The 17,568-nt window shown below is 70.6% G+C and carries 14 protein-coding genes; 10 read left to right on the top strand and 4 right to left on the bottom strand.

The genetic code is table 11. The features are described 5' to 3' along the window. Positions 1 to 325: 325 nt before the first annotated feature. The 3 genes from ACIOEW_RS29845 to ACIOEW_RS29835 form a co-directional block, all read right to left on the bottom strand. Positions 326 to 1,501, bottom strand: a complete 1,176-nt coding sequence (locus ACIOEW_RS29845) for a macrolide family glycosyltransferase (protein ID WP_362554284.1) — start codon at positions 1,499 to 1,501, stop codon at positions 326 to 328. A 229-nt stretch (positions 1,502 to 1,730) separates the two neighbouring features. After that, a complete protein-coding gene (locus ACIOEW_RS29840) occupies positions 1,731 to 2,372 on the bottom strand; it encodes a CatB-related O-acetyltransferase (RefSeq protein ID WP_401967424.1) in 642 nt (213 codons plus the stop codon). A gap of 166 nt (positions 2,373 to 2,538) precedes the next feature. Further along, positions 2,539 to 3,945 carry a lipase family protein gene (locus ACIOEW_RS29835; protein ID WP_401967422.1) on the bottom strand — a complete coding sequence of 469 codons (1,407 nt, stop codon included), beginning with the start codon at positions 3,943 to 3,945 and terminating at the stop codon, positions 2,539 to 2,541. A gap of 1,055 nt (positions 3,946 to 5,000) precedes the next feature. Here ACIOEW_RS29835 and ACIOEW_RS29830 point away from each other — a divergent pair. From ACIOEW_RS29830 to ACIOEW_RS29795, 8 genes are all read left to right on the top strand, one after another. After that, positions 5,001 to 6,365: an ATP-binding protein gene (locus ACIOEW_RS29830; RefSeq protein WP_401967419.1), complete on the top strand. Its 1,365-nt coding sequence runs from the start codon at positions 5,001 to 5,003 to the stop codon at positions 6,363 to 6,365. A gap of 2 nt (positions 6,366 to 6,367) precedes the next feature. Further along, on the top strand, positions 6,368 to 6,796 hold the full coding sequence (locus tag ACIOEW_RS29825; RefSeq protein ID WP_326739377.1) for a roadblock/LC7 domain-containing protein: 429 nt from the start codon (positions 6,368 to 6,370) through the stop codon (positions 6,794 to 6,796). Further along, on the top strand, positions 6,793 to 7,146 hold the full coding sequence (locus tag ACIOEW_RS29820) for a DUF742 domain-containing protein (protein ID WP_362554293.1): 354 nt from the start codon (positions 6,793 to 6,795) through the stop codon (positions 7,144 to 7,146). Before ACIOEW_RS29825 ends, ACIOEW_RS29820 begins: the two co-directional genes overlap by 4 nt. Then, positions 7,124 to 7,750, top strand: coding sequence for a GTP-binding protein (locus ACIOEW_RS29815; protein ID WP_401967416.1), 627 nt, complete (start codon positions 7,124 to 7,126; stop codon positions 7,748 to 7,750). The genes ACIOEW_RS29820 and ACIOEW_RS29815 overlap by 23 nt, the downstream gene beginning before the upstream one ends. Continuing rightward, positions 7,747 to 8,955: a cytochrome P450 gene (locus ACIOEW_RS29810; protein WP_401967414.1), complete on the top strand. Its 1,209-nt coding sequence runs from the start codon at positions 7,747 to 7,749 to the stop codon at positions 8,953 to 8,955. Before ACIOEW_RS29815 ends, ACIOEW_RS29810 begins: the two co-directional genes overlap by 4 nt. Positions 8,956 to 8,967: 12 nt before the next feature. Then, positions 8,968 to 10,200, top strand: a complete 1,233-nt coding sequence (locus ACIOEW_RS29805) for a cytochrome P450 (protein WP_362554301.1) — start codon at positions 8,968 to 8,970, stop codon at positions 10,198 to 10,200. A 161-nt stretch (positions 10,201 to 10,361) separates the two neighbouring features. After that, positions 10,362 to 11,891, top strand: coding sequence for a glycoside hydrolase family 43 protein (locus ACIOEW_RS29800; RefSeq protein WP_401967412.1), 1,530 nt, complete (start codon positions 10,362 to 10,364; stop codon positions 11,889 to 11,891). Positions 11,892 to 12,019: 128 nt separating this feature from the next. Further along, positions 12,020 to 12,808: an IclR family transcriptional regulator gene (locus ACIOEW_RS29795; protein WP_401967410.1), complete on the top strand. Its 789-nt coding sequence runs from the start codon at positions 12,020 to 12,022 to the stop codon at positions 12,806 to 12,808. A 73-nt stretch (positions 12,809 to 12,881) separates the two neighbouring features. Here ACIOEW_RS29795 and ACIOEW_RS29790 read toward each other — a convergent pair whose 3' ends face one another. Continuing rightward, positions 12,882 to 15,179: an FAD-dependent oxidoreductase gene (locus ACIOEW_RS29790; RefSeq protein ID WP_401967409.1), complete on the bottom strand. Its 2,298-nt coding sequence runs from the start codon at positions 15,177 to 15,179 to the stop codon at positions 12,882 to 12,884. Positions 15,180 to 15,636: 457 nt separating this feature from the next. Here ACIOEW_RS29790 and ACIOEW_RS29785 point away from each other — a divergent pair, with 457 nt between their 5' ends. Both ACIOEW_RS29785 and ACIOEW_RS29780 read left to right on the top strand, forming a co-directional pair. Then, entirely contained in the window at positions 15,637 to 16,563 is a 927-nt protein-coding gene (locus ACIOEW_RS29785) for a carbohydrate ABC transporter permease (protein ID WP_401967406.1), read from the top strand. Further along, positions 16,563 to 17,483, top strand: a complete 921-nt coding sequence (locus ACIOEW_RS29780; protein WP_401967405.1) for a carbohydrate ABC transporter permease — start codon at positions 16,563 to 16,565, stop codon at positions 17,481 to 17,483. Before ACIOEW_RS29785 ends, ACIOEW_RS29780 begins: the two co-directional genes overlap by 1 nt. Positions 17,484 to 17,568 lie beyond the last annotated feature (85 nt).

Genomic DNA, 17,568 nt, shown 5'->3' with positions numbered 1-17,568 from the left:
ACTACGGCGTCGTCGGTGACCTCTTCAATGTCGTCCCGCAGCTCACCGACGAGGTCACCGCCCGCAAGGGCTGACCCGGCCGGGCAGCACACGGCACAACAGCAGGACCCGCAGTCCGGGGCCGCACGGTGAACCCACCGCGCGGCCCCGCACCGTTGCCCCCTGTCCATCGCGTTCTCGCCCTCCACCCGTTCGGCCCCGCTCACCTGGTCGGGTGGCAGGAGCCGAACAGGGCTGAGGGCGAATCGGCATGGTCGGCATGGTCGCAGCCCTTACGGCCGATGACGACGACCGGGGAACCCGGCTCTTCGCCCTCGCCGGGGTGTCAGCCCAGCAGTTCCTCGACGAGGTCGGCGGCCCGTGGGGTGCCGCCCTCGGCCCGCGCCTCGGCACGCAGCCGCGCCGAGCGGCGGGCGGCCTCCGGGTCGGCGACGAGTTCGGTGAGGGCGGTTCGCAGCGCCTCGGCGGTGGCGTCCGCGGTGTCAATGCGGCGGGCTACGCCCAGTTCCACGAGCCGGTCGGCGTTCATGAACTGGTCGGCGCCCTGCGGGACGGCGATCATCGGCACTCCGGTGTACAGCCCCTCGGCGCTTCCGCCCATCCCGGCATGGGTGACGAACGCGTCGGCCTGCTCCAGAATCGCCAACTGCGGCACCCAGGAGTGCACTTCGACATTGCCGGGGATGGTGCCGAGCTCCGCCCGGTCGGTGTGCCTGCCGACCTGGAGCACGACGTGCCAGCCGGGCAGGTCTCCGTACGCGGCCAGGCACTGGCGGTAGAACTCGGGCCGGTCGGTGTACGCCGAGCCCAGCGAGACCAGCAGCACGCGCTCCGCGCCCGCGGGGCGGGTCCAGGTCTGCTCGGCGGCGCGTCCGCCGAAGCAGGGGCCGACGAACGTCACCGTGTCCGTGTCGACGTCCGCACCGTGCGGCTGCATCGCCCGGGGGATCAGGGCGAGGGTGTGCGCGGGACGCCCGGAGAAGGCGTCCATGTCGGTGGTGGACGCGCCGCCGTCAGCGAGCCACCGGGTGAACCTCGCCCGGTACGCGTCGGCACCGGGCAGCCCCCACATGTGCGCCGCCACGTCCTGTTCGTAGCTGTTCCAGGCGACGAACGTCGGGGACAGCTGCATCAGCGGGCGCTTCTGGGACTCGGCCAGCGCACGCGCGGCGTACGCGCCGATGTCGTACAGGTAGAGGTCCGCGGGATCGTCGTCGTAGAAGGCCCGCAGCTGCGGGAGGGCCTGGACGGCGTCGTCGAGGAAGAGGCCCATCGCGCCGATGGCGTCGTCGGGCCAGTTGTTGTCGGCGACCGGCAGGACGGAGCCGTACGGGACGAACTCGGCGCCGGTGGCCTCGATCCGGTCGGCCACCACCGGGTCGTTGGCATACGTCACCCGGTGGCCACGGGCCACCAGTTCGCGGATGACCTCAAGGCTCGGCAGGACGTGGCTGACGGCAGGGATACCGACCATGGCGATGTGTGCACGGCGACGTGACATGGAAGATCACTCGATTCAGGTCTGCGGCGAAAGGGACACGGCGAACCCGTGCGTCGGCCGCCCCGGCACAGAGGCCGGTCGTGGGCGCGCACAGGGCATGCCGGACGGAGACGGGGCGCTGCCCCGTCCCGCGTCAGCCGTAGAGCTGCTGGAAGAACATGCGAAAAACCATATCCGGCGCTCGGGCCCGCCGCACCTGGATTTCGGCGGGCCCGGTGCGCGGCAGCCGTCACTCGGACGGGGCGGCGGCCTCGAGATCGTCGACGGTGCCCGACATGATCGTGCGTACGTGGGCGGTGATGTGCTCCGCCGGCCAGTCCCACCAGGCCACGGCGAGCAGCCGGGCGATGTCCCCGTCGTCGTAGCGGGCGCGCAGGAGGCGGGCCGGGTTGCCGCCGACGATCCCGTAGTCGGGCACATCCTTGGTGACCACTGAACCGGTGCCGATGATCGCTCCGTTTCCGATCCGCACCCCGGGCAGCACGGTGGCGCCGTGGCCGAACCAGACGTCATGACCGACGACGGTGTCCCCCCGGTTCGGCAGTCCGGCGAGCAGGTCGAAGTGGTCGGCCCACGAGCCGCCCAGGGTGGGGAAGGGGAACGTCGAGGGCCCGTCCATACGGTGGTTGGCGCCGTTCATGATGAACCGCACCCCCGTGCCCAGGGCGCAGAACCTGCCGATGACCAGCTTCTCCGGGCCGTAGTGGTAGAGGACGTTGCGCGTCTCGAACGCGGTGGCGTCGTCCGGGTCGTCGTAGTACGAGTACTCCCCGACCTCGATCAGCGGGGACTTCACCAGGGGTCTGAGCTGCACCACCCGCGGCTGGTCGGGCATCGGGTGGAGCACGGTCGGATCGGCCGGTACGGGCATGGTGCGCGATTTCCTTCACGGGTGACGGGCAGGGGGCCGGATCCCATGATCGTGTCACCGGCCCCGTCGCGACACCGGTTTACCGTGACCGGGCACCGGAATCACGACTGCCGGGCGGACCGGAGGTCCGCCCGGCAGGTCCGGGTCGAGAGTCGGGCGTCGGGCGTCAGGGCTGGAGCGGCATCGTCCAGCAGTTGGAGGATGTGCCCTTGCCCGAGAGGCGGTCGGTCATCCAGGAGATCGCGTCACCCTGATCGGTGATCAGCGGGACCAGGTGGTTGGTCAGGAGCTTGTCGCCGAGGTTCGGCAGAACGATGGCGTCGTAGGTGACGTCGGCACCCTTGCGGCACCAGTCCACGGCCAGTTGGCGCGCCTGGGCGTGGGGCACGATGTCGTCCTGCACACCGGTGGCCAGGCGCACCGGACCTGCGGGCTTCAGCGCGCCTATGCGCTGCCTGTCCAGGGCGGCCTGCGCCCTGGGCTCGGCGGCGATGACGTCACCGAGGGACTTGCCGCTGGTGGTCCACTTGGTGCTCTTGGTGAAGCCGTAGCCGAAGATCGCGTCCCCGACGCACATGGTCGAGGCGTCCTTCAGCGCGGCCCGGCCGGCGTCGTTGACGTTGGCCTCGATGACGTCCCTCAGATCGGGATCGGCCTGGGCGAAGCCGTTGATCGACCAGGCCAGGGCGCCGGCGAGGGCGCTGCCGTCGATGCCCTTCATGACCGCGGTCAGATTCGCTGGCGGCGCACCGGCGTAGGTGCCGGCGAGCTTGACGTCGGGCGCGTAGGACGGCTGGAGTTCGGCGGCGGACGCGCTGGCTCCGCCGCCCTGGCTGTAGCCGTACAGACCGGTGCGCGAGTCGGGCGCGATCGAGGTGCCGGGCAGCCGGTGCGCGGCGCGGGCCGCGTCGAGCAGGGCGTGCCCCTGGTCGAGCCGGTTGACGTAGGTGTGGAGCCGGTCGGTCGTGCCGAGACCGACGTAGTCGGTGACCACGACGGCGACACCGGCGGAGAGCAGCCGGTAGACCGCCAGGGTCTCGTAGCCGACCGACACGGTCTCGCCGCTGAGGGTCAGCGGGTACTGGAGGGTCATGGAGGGCGCGCACTGGTCGCCCTGACCCACGGTTCCCGAGGCCAGCGCCACCAGCGGACGCGGGCCGGAGCCCTTCCAGGCGGCGGACGGTTCGATGTAGGCGCCGGTCACCGCGACAGCCTGCCCGCCCGAGTCGGTGGAGCGGTACATCAGCCGGGTCGCCCTACCCGGCATCGGCCGGCCGTCCAGGCCCGGCAGACTCAGACCGAGGGGCAGCGGCTCGTGACGGATCACCGCGCCGTTGGCGGAGGGCAGTTCGGCCGGCGGGTTGTAGAAGTCGGGGATCGTGACCCCCCGGGACACCACGGGCTGCGACCCGTCGGTGGCGGACGCGGGTGCGGCGTACGCGGCCACACAGGCCGCCGCGGTCACGGCGACCGCCACCGCCCGCAGGCCACGGGGGCGTGGCCCGCGGGCGGGGGAAACCATGGGGGACGTCGTGGGGGAGATGGAAAGCGAACGGGTGCTCTTGCGGCTCACAGCTCACTCCTCGCTTTGCTCGGAATGCAGGTGAACGCAAGTTAGCAGCGGCACTTACCGCAGGTAACCCATCAGTAAGTTACGCTGCGGTAACTATCGGGGGCGAGTGCGCCGCATGCCGGCGTACGGCCGGATCAGCCCGCGAGGAGTAATACCGACGCTCCGTCACTCACCCACTCGCGCCGGCGCACCCCGCAGCGAACCAGAACGGGATCGCCACCCAAGCGGCACCCGAGGCGAGTTCGACTCCGCCGCCCCCACGGTCCATATCCTGGGCCCGATTTGGACCACCACGGACTCACGTACTTCCGGCCGGCAAGCCGCTCGGCGGGCAGGGCGGCACGGGGTGGCAAACCGGCTCCCTCTCACCAGCGCGGCCCCGTCAGGCATCCTCACGCTCAACTGCCGTGCCGCATATTTGCCTTGATGTGCCGTCATCCGGACCAAAATGCGGCGAGACGGCCCCCGCGCGACTTCCGTTTCGGATTCCGGCGTTCCTCAACACGGCCAAAATGCATCCGCTTTCACAGCAAAGCCTCCCATCAGACACAAGGGCCTCATGCGCAACAAGGCCAATTCCAACTAGAGTTCTGTCATGCCCATCTCGCCGGCCTTACGCTCACACCGCCGGCAGTCGGCCGACTCCGCCATTCCTGCCCGGCCGGGCGCTCATGGGCCGGCCGGAAACGGCAGCTCACGGCCTCGCGGACGCTCCTCGAAGGCCCCTGCGTGCACAGCGGGCCGGACCGCGAGGAGGCACTCGGGCAGGCCCCGCCGCAAACCGGCGCGCGCGCCGAATTTCGCCATCTCGCCGATCCCCCGGATCCACCCTTCCCTCCTGCGTACACGGAGGCAGGGGAGACGGCAGATTTCTGACTCATCGTCCGGAGCCGACCGCCCCCGTCCCCCCACGGTCGGCCTCGGCAGCCAACAGACCCCGAAACCCGGGCACTACGGAGTACAGACACGATGGAATCCCACCCCCGTAACGAGCAGCACGGCCCGACCGGCGGCATACACACCGGAACCGTCTCCCCGATTCTCGTGAGGGCCTGATGACCGAACTGATAATGATCGTGGCCGCGTTGGCGGTCGGCGCCGGTGCGACGCTCTACTTCCTCCGCAAGGCCCGCGCCCAGCGGCGCCGCGCCGACGGCCTTCAGCAGCACGTCGACCAGCTCGGGCAGCAGTTGCGCGCCGCCGAGCAGTTCGCCGGATATATCGCGCACACCGTCATTCCGGCCGCTGCGGCACATATCCAGTCCGGACAGGCCTATCAGCCCGATCTGCCCGTGCCGCCCCAGCTGGTCCACACCCAGATGGCGGGCGCTCTCGGTGCTCTCGCGGGACAGGCCTGCTCCGCCATCGGCCAGACCGGACAACTGGCGCAGAACGTCGCGCAGGACCAGGTCGCGCAGGTCTGGGCGGAGGCGGAGCAGCAGATCGCCCAGGCGCGGCAGGAGTCGGTGAACGTGGCCCGGGCGGCCGTACGCGCCTTCGCCTCCAACACGGTGCAGCGGGCCGCGAAGCTGAGCAGCGCGATCAGCGCCGGCGTGCGCCGTCATGTCTCGGACGAGGCGTACGCCACGCTGGTCGAGATGGATCACCTGGCCCAGCAGATGCTGCTCACCGCGTCCGGGTACGGCGTCCTGGCCGGCGACAAGCTGTCGCGGCGCTGGCCGGCGACCACACTCACCGACGTCGTCCGCACGGCCATGGGCCGGGTCGAGGGCTATCAGCGCATCCAGCACACGGACCTGGAGTCCTTCGCCGTACAGAGCAGGGCCGTGGAAGCCGTCGTTCACACCCTGGCGGTGCTGCTGGACAACGCGCTTCGCTACTCCCCGCCGAACGCCCGGGTGCACGTCTCCCTGGAGCACGGGGCGAACGCTGCCTTCCTCGTCGTGGACGATGCCGGACTGCGGATCGAGGACGAGCGGCTGACCTGGGCGCGCGAGGTGATGTCCGGCAAGCAGCGGGACGACATCACGCAGCTCGGTGCCTACCCGCAGACCGGGCTGCGCGTCGCGTCCGTGCTCGCCGACCAGTACGGCTTCCGCGTCGAGCTGACGGCGCCCAACCTGTACGGCGGCACCCGCGCGATCATCGTGCTCCCGCAGGCCCTGCTGACGACGCCCCAGCCTCCCCGGCCGTCGTCCGTACAGAGCATGCCCGCCGCCCGGCCGGCCCCCGCCGCGGAAGCGGAGCCCGCGCCGGCGCCCACGCCCACCACGGCAAGCGGGCTCACCGTCCGCCGGCGCACCCCGCGCCCCGTCGACGGAACGGGCCCCGCCCCCGACACGCGGCCGGCCCCTCCATCCGTGGAGCCGGGTACGCCCGCCGTGGCCGCCGCATGGATGGCCGGCAGCCGTCTCAGCCGGGACAACCAGAACACCGCCAGCACTGACGAAGGACGTTGATCATGTCGGACACCCACTCGAACGCCCTGGGCTGGCTGCTGGACGAGCAGCTGGGATCAGTGGAGGGCGTCCGGTACGCCGTACTGATGAGCGGAGACGGCCTGCTCAAGGCCCGGACGGAGACCATCGGCCAGGAGGACGGCGAGAAGCTGGCCGCTCTGACCGCCTCACTGCGGGCCTCGGGCCGGGCGTGGGACGACTTCACCGGGGGGCGCGGTGTGCGCCAGCAGCTGATCGAGAGCGTCGAGCGGATCGGCCTGACAACGGCGGCCGGTCAGAACACGATGCTCTCGGTCGTCACGACGGGACCCCACGCCGACGTCGGCCTGATCAGCCACCACATGGCCCTGCTCGTGGTGCGCCTGGGCGAGCAGCTCGGCACCACCGAACGCAGGCCCGTCCTCCAGCCGGACGGAGGCACCGCGGTATGACCGGTCCGCGGCATGACCCGGACATGGTGAGGCCCTATGTCCGCACGGGCGGACGGGTCCGCCCGCGCCAAAACGTACTTCTGGAGAGCGTGGTCATCGCCGCGACCAGCCCCACCGGCGAGCTGGGGCCCGATGCCCGGCGGGTGATGAGCCTGTTCTCCGTGGGCCACGGAGGGCTGGCCGTTGCGGACATCGCCGCCGCGCTGCAGCTGCCGCCCTCCACCATCCGGATCCTCGTCTCCTCCCTCATGGACAGCGGTCATCTGGCCAGCCCGGCGGCCGCCGAGAACGATCAGCCCGAAAACGACCTCCTGCAGAAGGTGCTTGATGGACTGCGAGAACTGGTCTGACACGCCGAACCCCGTCTCGTACGTGCCGGTCACGGTGACCCGGTCCGCCAAGATCGTGATCGCCGGCGGATTCGGCGTCGGCAAGACGACTTTCATCGGCAGCGTGTCCGAGGTGCGGCCGCTGCGCATGGAAGAGCCGATCACCGAGGACAGCGTCGGGATCGACGATCTGCGCGGCACGCCGCAGAAGACCACGACGACCGTGGGCATGGACTTCGGCCGTATCCACCTGGCCGGCGGTGCCCTTGCCCTGTATCTGTTCGGACTCCCCGGACAGGTCCGCTTCCAGCCTCTGTGGGAGGACCTCGCACAGGGTGCTCTCGGCTGCCTCGTCCTGGCCGACACCCGTGACCTCGAGGCGAGCCACGAGGCTCTGAGTCTGCTGGAAGGCGAGGGCATCCCCTACGCGGTGGCGATCAACACCTTCCCCGGCGCGCCCGTCTACGACCCCGACGAACTGCGCCAGGCCCTCGCCCTGGACCCTCACACGCCGCTGACCACATGCGACGCGCGCGACCGTACCTCTTCCCTGCATGCACTGATCACGCTCGCGGAGTACCTGATCTCGCACCGCGAAGCCCTCTCCCTGGAGCCCACGTCATGACCTTCACCAGCTCCGTGCCCACGGTCGCACCGGGCAGGGTCTCGCTGTACGAGCCGGGCTTCGCCGCCGACCCGCACGCCGCCTACGAGCGGATGCGCAAGACCTACGGCCCTCTGGTGCCCGTCGAGTTGTCCCCCGGTATCCCGGCCACGCTGGTGATCGGCTACCTCCAGGCCCGCCGCATCCTCAACGACCCCATGTACTTCCCGCCCGACCCGCGCATCTGGGAGCAGCAGGTGCCGGCCTCGTGCCCCGTGCTGCCGATGATGGAGTGGCGGCCCAACGCCCTGCGCAACGGCGGTGCGGAACACGCCCGTTACCGGGCGGCCAACACCGCCGGCATCAACGCCGTCGACCAGCACCACCTGCGCGCCCAGGTGGAGAAGATCGCCTCGGAGTCCGTCGGAGACTTCCTCACCACCGGCAGCGCCGATCTGCTCACCCAGTACGCCTGGCCGATCGCCTTCCGGATCCTGAATGCTCTGCTGGGCTGCCCCGACGAGATCGGGGCCCGCATCGCCGACGGAATGGCGCGCATCTTCAACACCACCGACGCCCATCAGGGCAACCAGATCCTCGGCCAGGCCCTCATCGACCTCGTCGCCCTGCGCCGGCGCGATCCCGCCGACGACATCACCTCGCGCCTTCTTGCCCACTCGGCGGAGCTGACCGACGAGGAGATGTGTCACCAGCTCGTCACTCTCTACGGCGCCGGCATCGAGCCCCTGACCAACCTCATCGCCAACACCCAGCTGAAGATCCTCACCGACGAGGAGTTCTCCGCCGGACTGCACGCGGGCCAGTCCACGGTGCGCGACGCGCTCGACACCGTCCTGTACACCGACCCGCCGATGGCGAACTACTGCATCACCTATCCGCCCTATCCCGCGGACATCGACGGCTTCCTGCTCCCGGCCCACCAGCCCGTCGTCATATCCATGGCGGCCTGCAACAACGACCCCGAACTCACCCAGGGGCCGGCCGGGATCTCGGGCAACCGTGCTCACCTGGCCTGGAGCATCGGCCCCCACACCTGCCCGGCCCGCTCCCACGCCTATCTCATCGCCGAGACCGCGGTGACCTATCTGCTCGACGCCCTGCCGGAGATGGATCTCGCCGTCCCCGCCGCTGAACTGCGCTGGCGTCCGGGCCCCTTCCACCGCGCCCTGGAATCCCTCCCCGTCCGCTTCGCCACCGCCCGCTGAGAGAGAGACACCATGCCCGAGCAGCCCGTACTCGTTCTCGATCCCACCGGCTCCGACCGCCACGCCGAGTACCAGGCCCTGCGCGACCGCGGTCCGGCCACCCGTGTGGACGTCCTCGGGGTGACCGCGTGGTCGGTCACCGACCCGGCACTCCTCAAGGAACTGCTCACCAGCCCGGAGGTCTCCAAGGACGCCCGCGCCCACTGGCCGGCCTTCGCCGAGACCGTCGCCACCTGGCCCCTCGCCCTCTGGGTCGCCGTGAGCAACATGTTCACCGCCTACGGAGGCGACCACCGGCGGCTCCGCCGGATGGTGGCCCCGGCGTTCAGCGCCCGCCGCATCCAGGACCTGCGGTCATCGGTCGAGAAGGTGGTCGCCACGCTCCTCGACGAACTCGACTCCCGGCCGGCCGGTGAAGTGGCCGATCTCCGCCAGGACCTCGCCTACCCGCTGCCGATCGCGGTGATCGGCCAGCTCATGGGTGTCCCCGATTATCAGCTCGACGGCTTCCGCGCCCTGGTCGACGGTGTCTTCGACACCACCCTCACCGTCGAGGAGGCCACCGCGAACACGGCCGCACTGTACGAGGCGCTCAACGGACTGATCGCGGCCAAGCGCGCGGAGCCCGGTGACGACATGACCTCGCTCCTCATCGCTTCCCGCGACGACGAGGGGGACGGCGGCGCCCTCACCGACGACGAACTGCGCGACACGCTGCTGCTGATGGTCTCCGCCGGATACGACACCACGGTCAACGTGATCGACCAGGCGATCACCGCCCTGCTGGCCGATCCCGCGCAGCTGGCCCATCTGCGGGCCGGCCGCGCCGACTGGAACAGCGTCGTCGAGGAGACCCTTCGGCACGAGCCCGCCGTCAAACACCTCCCCATGCGCTTCGCCCTGGCGGACATCCCCCTGCCCGACGGACAGAAGATCGCCCGGGGCGAGGCGATCCTCGCCTCCTACGCCGCCGCCAACCGCCACCCCGGCGTGCACGGTGAATCCGCGGACCTCTTCGACGTCACCCGGCCGACGAAGGAGCACCTGGCCTTCGGCCACGGCGTGCACTTCTGCCTCGGCGCCCCGCTCGCCCGCCTGGAGATCGCCACCGCGCTCCAGCAGCTCTTCGAGCGGTTCCCCGAGGCCGAACTCGCCGTTCCCGCAGCCGAACTGAAGCCGCTGCCCTCCCTGATCAGCAACGGGCACCAGACCCTGCCGGTACGCCTGCGCCCGGCCGCCGGCTGACCCTGCGTTCGGGCCCCCGCCGCTCGCTCGGCGGGGGCCCGAACGGAGCGCGCTCCACCGTTGACAGCTCACCGTCCCCGTGCGACTTTCGAAGCGCTTCGACGATCGTGGCGGTCCGGCGGGCAGCCGTTCCCGCCACCCGGCCACACCCTGGGACGAACATGGCGCTCTTCGACAACCCCGTGATACCCGGCTTCAGTCCGGACCCGAGCATCTGCCGGGTGGGCGACGACTACTACGTGGCGACGTCCAGCTTCGAGTACGTGCCCGGGGTGCCCCTGTGGCACAGCCGCGACCTGGTGAACTGGCGGCTGATCGGGCACGCGCTGGACCGCCCCGGCCAGTTGGAGCTTCCGGATTCGGTCCCGGCCTCGTGCGGTGTGTACGCGCCCACCCTGCGGCACCACGACGGCCGCTTCTGGATGATCACCACCGTGGTCACCGACGCCGGCACCGTCCTGGTCACCGCGAAGGACCCCGCCGGACCCTGGTCGGACCCCGTTCCGGTCGGCGTACCCGGCATCGACCCCGATCTCGCCTGGGACGAGGACGGCACCTGCTGGTGCGTGTACTCGGACGACGGCATCCACGGGGTGCGCATCGACCCGGAGACGGGCGAAGCGCTTGGCGAGCCGGTGGCACTGTGGTCGGGCAGCGGGCTGCAGTATCCCGAAGGACCGCACCTGTACCGGATCGGCGACTGGTGGTACCTGCTTCTGTCGGAGGGCGGCACCGAACGCGGCCACGCGATGTCGGTGGCCCGGGCCCGCAGCCTGCCGGGGCCGTTCGAACCGCACCCGGACAACCCCGTGCTCTCCCACCGCAGCACCGGCCACCCCGTGCAGAACATCGGCCACGGCGACCTCGTACAGGCACAGGACGACACCTGGTGGATGGTGCTGCTGGGCACCCGGCCCCGCGGCGACACCCCCAAGTACCACGGCCTGGGCCGGGAGACGTTCCTTGCGCCGGTCCGCTGGGAGGACGAGTGGCCGCTGCCGGGGCCGGTGGACCTGCGCGCAGAGGCCCCCGCACTGTCGCCGCACCCGTGGCCCGACGAGCCGGAGCGGGACGACTTCGACTCCCCCGCGCTCGCGCCGTGCTGGGTGTCGCCGCGGCGGCACGATCCGGCCGCCGTCCGCCTCGACGAGCGGCCGGGGCACCTGGTGCTGCACGCCCGCGCGGACAGCCTCGACGTGCCCGGCGCACTCTTCGTGGGGCGACGCCAGCAGGACCCCGACTGCATCGCCCGTACGCGGGCCGACATCGCCCCGGGAGGCCTGGGCGGGCTCGCCGTACGACTCGACGAGGCGCACCACTACCGGGTGGAGACGGACGGCTCCGGCATGGTCCGCGCTGTCGCCAGGATCGGTCCGCTGTGCCACACCCTGGCTGAACACGCCCTGCCGCCGGGCCCGTTGACCCTGCGGATCGACGTCACGACCACCGTGGTCCTGCCCCCCTCCGTCACGGACCCGGCGGCGACGGCCCCGCCCGGCCTGCGCGTCGGCGGACCCGACACCCTCCACCTGGGGTACGAGACCGCCGACGGCGGCTTCGAGATCCTGGCCGCGCTCGACGGCCGCTATCTCAGCACGGAGGTCGCGGGAGGCTTCACCGGCCGGGTCATCGGCATGTACGCGACCCGCGGCAGCGCGGCCTTCGACTGGTTCGGACTGCGCCCGGCCTGACGCGGGGACCGGGGACGGAACGCGCGCCCTGGGGCGGTGCGCGTTCCGCCGGATTTCGCAGCTACCCCTCCGGCCTACGCGATATGCTGATGCAGATTGTGCAAGCGGTTTGCAAAATGAGGAGGGTCATGGCCATTCGGGCGACCGACGCCGGGACGAACCAGAGCGTCGAACGGGCCGTCTCGGTGCTGCGTGCACTCGACTCCGGCCGCGCCGAGCTCCGCGTCTCCGACGTCGCCGAACTCACGGGGCTGGGATCCTCCACCACCTCCCGCCTGCTGTCCACCCTCGAACGCCTCGACATGGTCGAACGTGACCCCGTCAGCAACCTCTACCGCCTCAGCCTGGGCATCCTCCCCCTCGCAGCCACCGCCACCAATCGCCACCCCGTCCACCGCGCGGCCCGCATGGTCCTCCAGGATCTGGCCACGCGCACGGGGCTGGGGGCCAACGTCGCCATCCGCCGCGGGACCGAGCTGATGTTCCTGTGCAATTTCGAGGGAACGCGCGCCCCCAAGTCCTACACACAGGCCGGACACACCGCCCCGCTGCACGCCACCAGCATCGGCAAGTGTCTCCTCACCGGCCTCACACCCAAGGAACGCCGCACACTGCTTCCGGAACCGCTCGCGGCGCACACCGACTACACGACCACCAGCCACGACCTCCTCGACACCGAGATCGACACCGTGCGCCGCACCGGCTACGCCGTCGAGGCCGAGGAGCGCGCCCTGGGCCGCGCCTCCCTCGCCGCACCGGTCCGCGACGCCTCGGGGGACGTCGTGGCCGCCATCTCCCTGTGGGGCCCCACGTCCCTCCTCGGCAGCCACACCGAGACGGACGGGCAGCGCCTCGCACTGACCCGTGAGGTCATCGAAGCCGCCGACGCCATCAGCCAGGCGCTGGGCGCCGTCTGAGTCACACGCCGCAGAGAAAGGGGGTCTGTCACAGGTCGGCCGACCTGTGACAGACCCCCTTTCCGCCGCGCTCCTATGCGCCGTACGCCTTGAACGCGATCACGTGCGCGTGCGACGCCCCGTGCGTCGCGTCCACCACGAGACGCAGGGCGCCGGTGCTCACGGGGCTGCCGTCCGGACCGCGCAGATCGTGCACGCGGTGGCGGCGGCGGTTTTCCGTCACCGTCTCCAGGGTGCGCCAGGTGCCGTCGGGCTCGCGGCTCTGGACGCGGTAGTCGCGGACCAGTTCCGGCATGACCTCGAAGGGGGTGCGGTGCCGGTGCAGGTTGTTGAGGTACTCGTCGACGTCGTCGTCGAACACCACGCGCGCCTCGGTGAGCCGGCGCTCCTCGCCCCAGTCGAGGCGCAGCCACTGCGCCGCACGGTCCGGGTCGGCCAACGGCTCCGACGACCACATCTGCGGTCCCCCGTAGGGGCGCTGGAACCCTCCGACGGCCCGCTCGGGCAGGAACGCCGCGGTCTCCGGGGCGGCACGGAAGCCGAAGGCCCGCCGGCGCAGGCCGCGGGCCTGCCACTCCAGGACCAGCTGGCCGTCCTCCTCGGGAATGTCGTGGTCGACGGCCACATCACCCTCGACCCTGCTGCGCAGCGCGAGAACACCGTCGGTGCGCACGGGGACGAGGACCAGCGCCGTGTCCGGACAGGCGCGCACGATCAGGACGGCGTTCTCCGGGGCGTCCGGGCGGTGGCCGAGACGGGCCGTGACCCAGTGGGGACCGTCGGCCGGAACGGTCACCGTGGTGGTGAGCAGACGATCGACGGGGACGGCGTTCTCGGGGCGGCCGGTGCTCCACAGCTCGACGGTGAGCTCACTCGGCCCGCCCGGAGCGCCGTGGACCAGCAGGTCGACCGTGTCGAGCGCGGGGTCGACCGGCAGCAGCAGCGCGAGGTCACGGGTGAGCGGGTACGGCTCACCGGGCGCGTCCGGCGTCGGCTCCGCCGCCAGCCGGCTCAGGTGCGAGGAGGCGCTCACCCGGGCCGCGCGTGCCAGGTTGCCGGGGTCGTCGTCGTCCAGGCCGATCACCGAGGCGTCCTGCCGCAGCAGGGTGCGGCGCACCAGCTCGGGGCGCTCGGCGGCGAGCTCGCGCGGGCCGATGCCCTCGGCGACGCACAGTGCGGCGGCCGTGCCCGCGGCCTCGCCGAGTGTGGCGCAGGTGGCCATCACGCGGGTGGCGCCGAACGCGATGTGGGTGGCGGATATGTTGCGCCCGGCGAACAGGAGGTTCGTGACGTTCACCGAGTACAGGGAGCGCAGCGGGATGTGGAAGATGCCGTCCGCGTAGCGCTGACGGGCGCCGGGCTCGTCGGCGTACATCCCCTGTACGGGGTGGAGGTCGACGGACCAGCCGCCGAAGGCGACGCGGTCGTCGAACTGCCGCTGCTCCAGGACGTCTTGCTGGCTCAGCATGTGGTCGCCCAGGAAGCGGCGGTACTCGCGCTTGCCCGGGAGGCTGCCGACCCACTCCAGCGTCAGGTTCTCGGCGTCGGGGAACTCGCCGGAGTTCTTGATGTGGTCCCAGATGCCCATGATCACGGCCTGGAGTTCGTCACGGATGCGCTCGTTGTCGTGGACGGTGTCGTGCTCGCCGCCCCACTCGACCCACCAGTAGTCGCAGCCGTTGTCGCCGGTGCGCAGCACACGGTTGCGCAGGATGGGCGTGGTGGTGAGGTCGCGGGCGTACGCGGGCGGAACGAACTTCACCGGCCGGCCGGCGTCCTTGGTGTGGAACAGGATGGTCGACCCGAGCAGCGCCTCGTCCTCTTCCTCAGGCGCCCAGGGCTCACCGAACTCCGCACGCGCCTCTCGGCCGATGCGGTAGTGGGCGCCCGCGAGGTGGCCGAGCAGGCCGTCCCCGGTGCAGTCGAGGAACTGACGGGCGTGGAAGGTGATGCGCCGCTCGGAGCCCATCATCCAGCCGGTGCAGGAGTGCACCTCGCGCGCGTCGTCCGGGCCGCTCGCGTCGACCTCCCGTACGTCGGTGTTGAGGTACAGGTCGATGCCCGGTTCCGCCCGGACCGCGTCGAGGACGACCTGGTCCCAGTAGTACGGGTTCCCCTCGGGGTTGCGGTACTGGTTCTCGGTGTACAGCTCGCCCATGATGCCGGTCTCCCGGGCCCAGCGGTGCACGCCGTGTGCGGTGGCTCCGCAGACCCAGACGCGGACCTCGCTGCTGGCGTTGCCGCCCAGCACCGGCCGGTTGTTGACCAGGGCGACGCGCCGGCCGAGCCGGGCCGCGGCGATGGCCGCGCAGGTCCCCGCCAGGCCACCGCCGATGACGGCGATGTCGTAATGGACCTCTTCTTCCCGCACGGGGCGGCCTCCTCGGTGTGAAGCACGGATTCCTCCGCCACAGCGGAGCGACCATGAACGTACATCACATCCATATTGTGCAACTACTGTTCAGCCAGTGGGATGTGTTGTAAGTTTCCGGCGCAGTCAACGATGCCGTCGGCGACGGGTCACCGTTCGAGCTCACAGCAGGTCAACCACCTCGCCGGTTCCACACAGAACCGACGATTCACCGACCAAAAGGGTTGACGTCTTCGCACCATATGGAGAACGATCCCGCATGCTGCAACTTGCATTCAACGCAGCAGCCACGACCTTCACACAGGGCCTCGGCCGACGCACGGGACAGCGCGGCTCACGGCTCACGTCCGGCCGCATCACCTCCGCCCGTCCGGCCGCATCACCTCCGCCCGTCGGAGCGCGGCCGCCGCGGCACGCCCTGCACCACCGCTCCCGCCCCGTTCGAGAGGACTGATCCATGAGTACGGCCGCACCTCCACGGAAGGCCGCTCCACGACGCGAGCGGACCGGTGGACGACTCTCCAACGGCGCGTTCGCACTGCTGCTGACCGCACCGGGGCTCGCCCTGTTCGCCGCGATCATCTTCTATCCGCTGCTGTCGGCCCTGTTCACCGGCTTCTTCAAGCAGGATCTGCGGCTGCCGGGCCGTGAGTTCGTCGGCCTGGAGAACTTCGCCTACTGGCTGGACGGCGACTTCCTCACGATCTTCAAGCAGACGATGGTCTTCACCGTCGGCGCGACGCTCGTCCCCTTCGTGCTCGGATTCGCGCTCGCACTCGCACTGAACTCCGGACTCAAGGGCAGCGGCTTCCTGCGCGGCCTGTTCCTGTTCCCCTGGGTGATCCCGGGCGTGGTGGTCTCCTTCCTCTGGATGTGGATCTTCAACGCGAACTACGGCGTGCTGAACGGCGCGCTCATGAAGGCCGGGATCATCGAGGAGTCCGTGTCCTGGCTCGGCCGGCCGGGCACCGCCATGCTCGCCGTCATCGTGACCAAGACCTGGGCGAGCTTCCCCTGGATGATGGTGATGCTCCTGGCCGGTCTGCAGACCGTGCCCAAGGAGCTGCACGAGGCGGCCTCGATCGACGGGGCGGGCTCGGTCCGGCGCTTCTTCGCCGTCACCTGGCCCCAGGTGCGCGGGGTCGCCTCGATCGTGCTGCTGCTGGAGTTCATCTGGAACTTCCAGCACTTCGACACCATCTACGTGCTCACCGGCGGCGGCCCGGCCGGCGCCACCGAGACCTTCGCGACCGCCGTGTACCAGACCGCCTTCAAGGGCTTCGACATCGGCCGGGCGACCGCGCTGGGCGGCCTGTGGATGCTGCTCCTGCTCATCCTGGTCGCCGTCTACCTCAGGATCACCGAGCGGAAGGGCGACGCCTGATGACGTCCACGACCTCCACCCCGTTGCCCGGCACCGACAGCCTGAAGACGTCCGTCACGTCCGCCGGACGGACCTCGCGGCCCCGGATGCGCAAGGATCTGCTGCGCTCGCGGATCGTCGCCTGGACCGCCGTCCTCCTGATCGGCGCCTTCGGACTCCTGCCGGTCTACTGGCTGCTGGCCACCGCCCTGAGCAGCCCCGAGCAGGCCTTCCAGTTCCCGCCGAAACTGATCCCCACCGAGATCACCTTCAGCAACTTCACGGCGCTCGCCGAGAACGACCAGCTCATCAAGTACCTGCTCAACTCGCTCATCGTGGCCTCGATCACCGCGGTCCTGAGCGTGGTCGTCGCCACGTACATGGGGTACTCGTTCTCCAAGTTCCGCTACCGCGGCCGGCGCTCGCTGATGCACATGGTGCTGGCCTCCCAGATGTTCCCCCAGGCGCTCCTGCTGGTGACGCTGTACGCCGTGTTCTCCAGCTTCGGCCTGCTGAACACGTACACCGCCCTGGTGCTGTCCTTCACCACGTTCACGATGCCGCTGTGCGTCTGGATGCTGAAGGGCATCTTCGACACCATCCCGGACGCCCTGCTGGAGGCCGCGTCCATCGACGGCGCGTCCCGGTGGCGGACGCTGCACTCCATCGTGGCTCCGCTGGCGGCCCCCGGGATGGTCGCCGCCGGACTGTTCGCCTTCGTCCGCGGCTGGAACGACTTCATCTTCGCGGTGACGCTGGCCGACAAGGAGAAGCAGACCCTGCCGCCCGGCCTCGTCTCCACCTACATCGGCGAGTTCCAGGCCGCCTGGCCCGAGCTGATGGCCGCCTCGCTCGTGGTGTCCATCCCGGTCGTCGTCGCCTTCATGTTCCTGCAGCGCTACCTCGTCGGCGGCATGACCGCCGGCTCGGTCAAGAGCTGAGACCGCGGAACCCTCCGGCCCGGCCCCGAGCCGGGTCCGCGGTTCCCGCCCGCGCCCTCCCCCCGCACCTCCCCGTCCGTACACT

This window comes from Streptomyces sp. NPDC087901, assembly GCF_044742205.1.
Taxonomy (GTDB): domain Bacteria; phylum Actinomycetota; class Actinomycetes; order Streptomycetales; family Streptomycetaceae; genus Streptomyces.
This window is presented reverse-complemented; position numbering and strand designations above follow the sequence as displayed.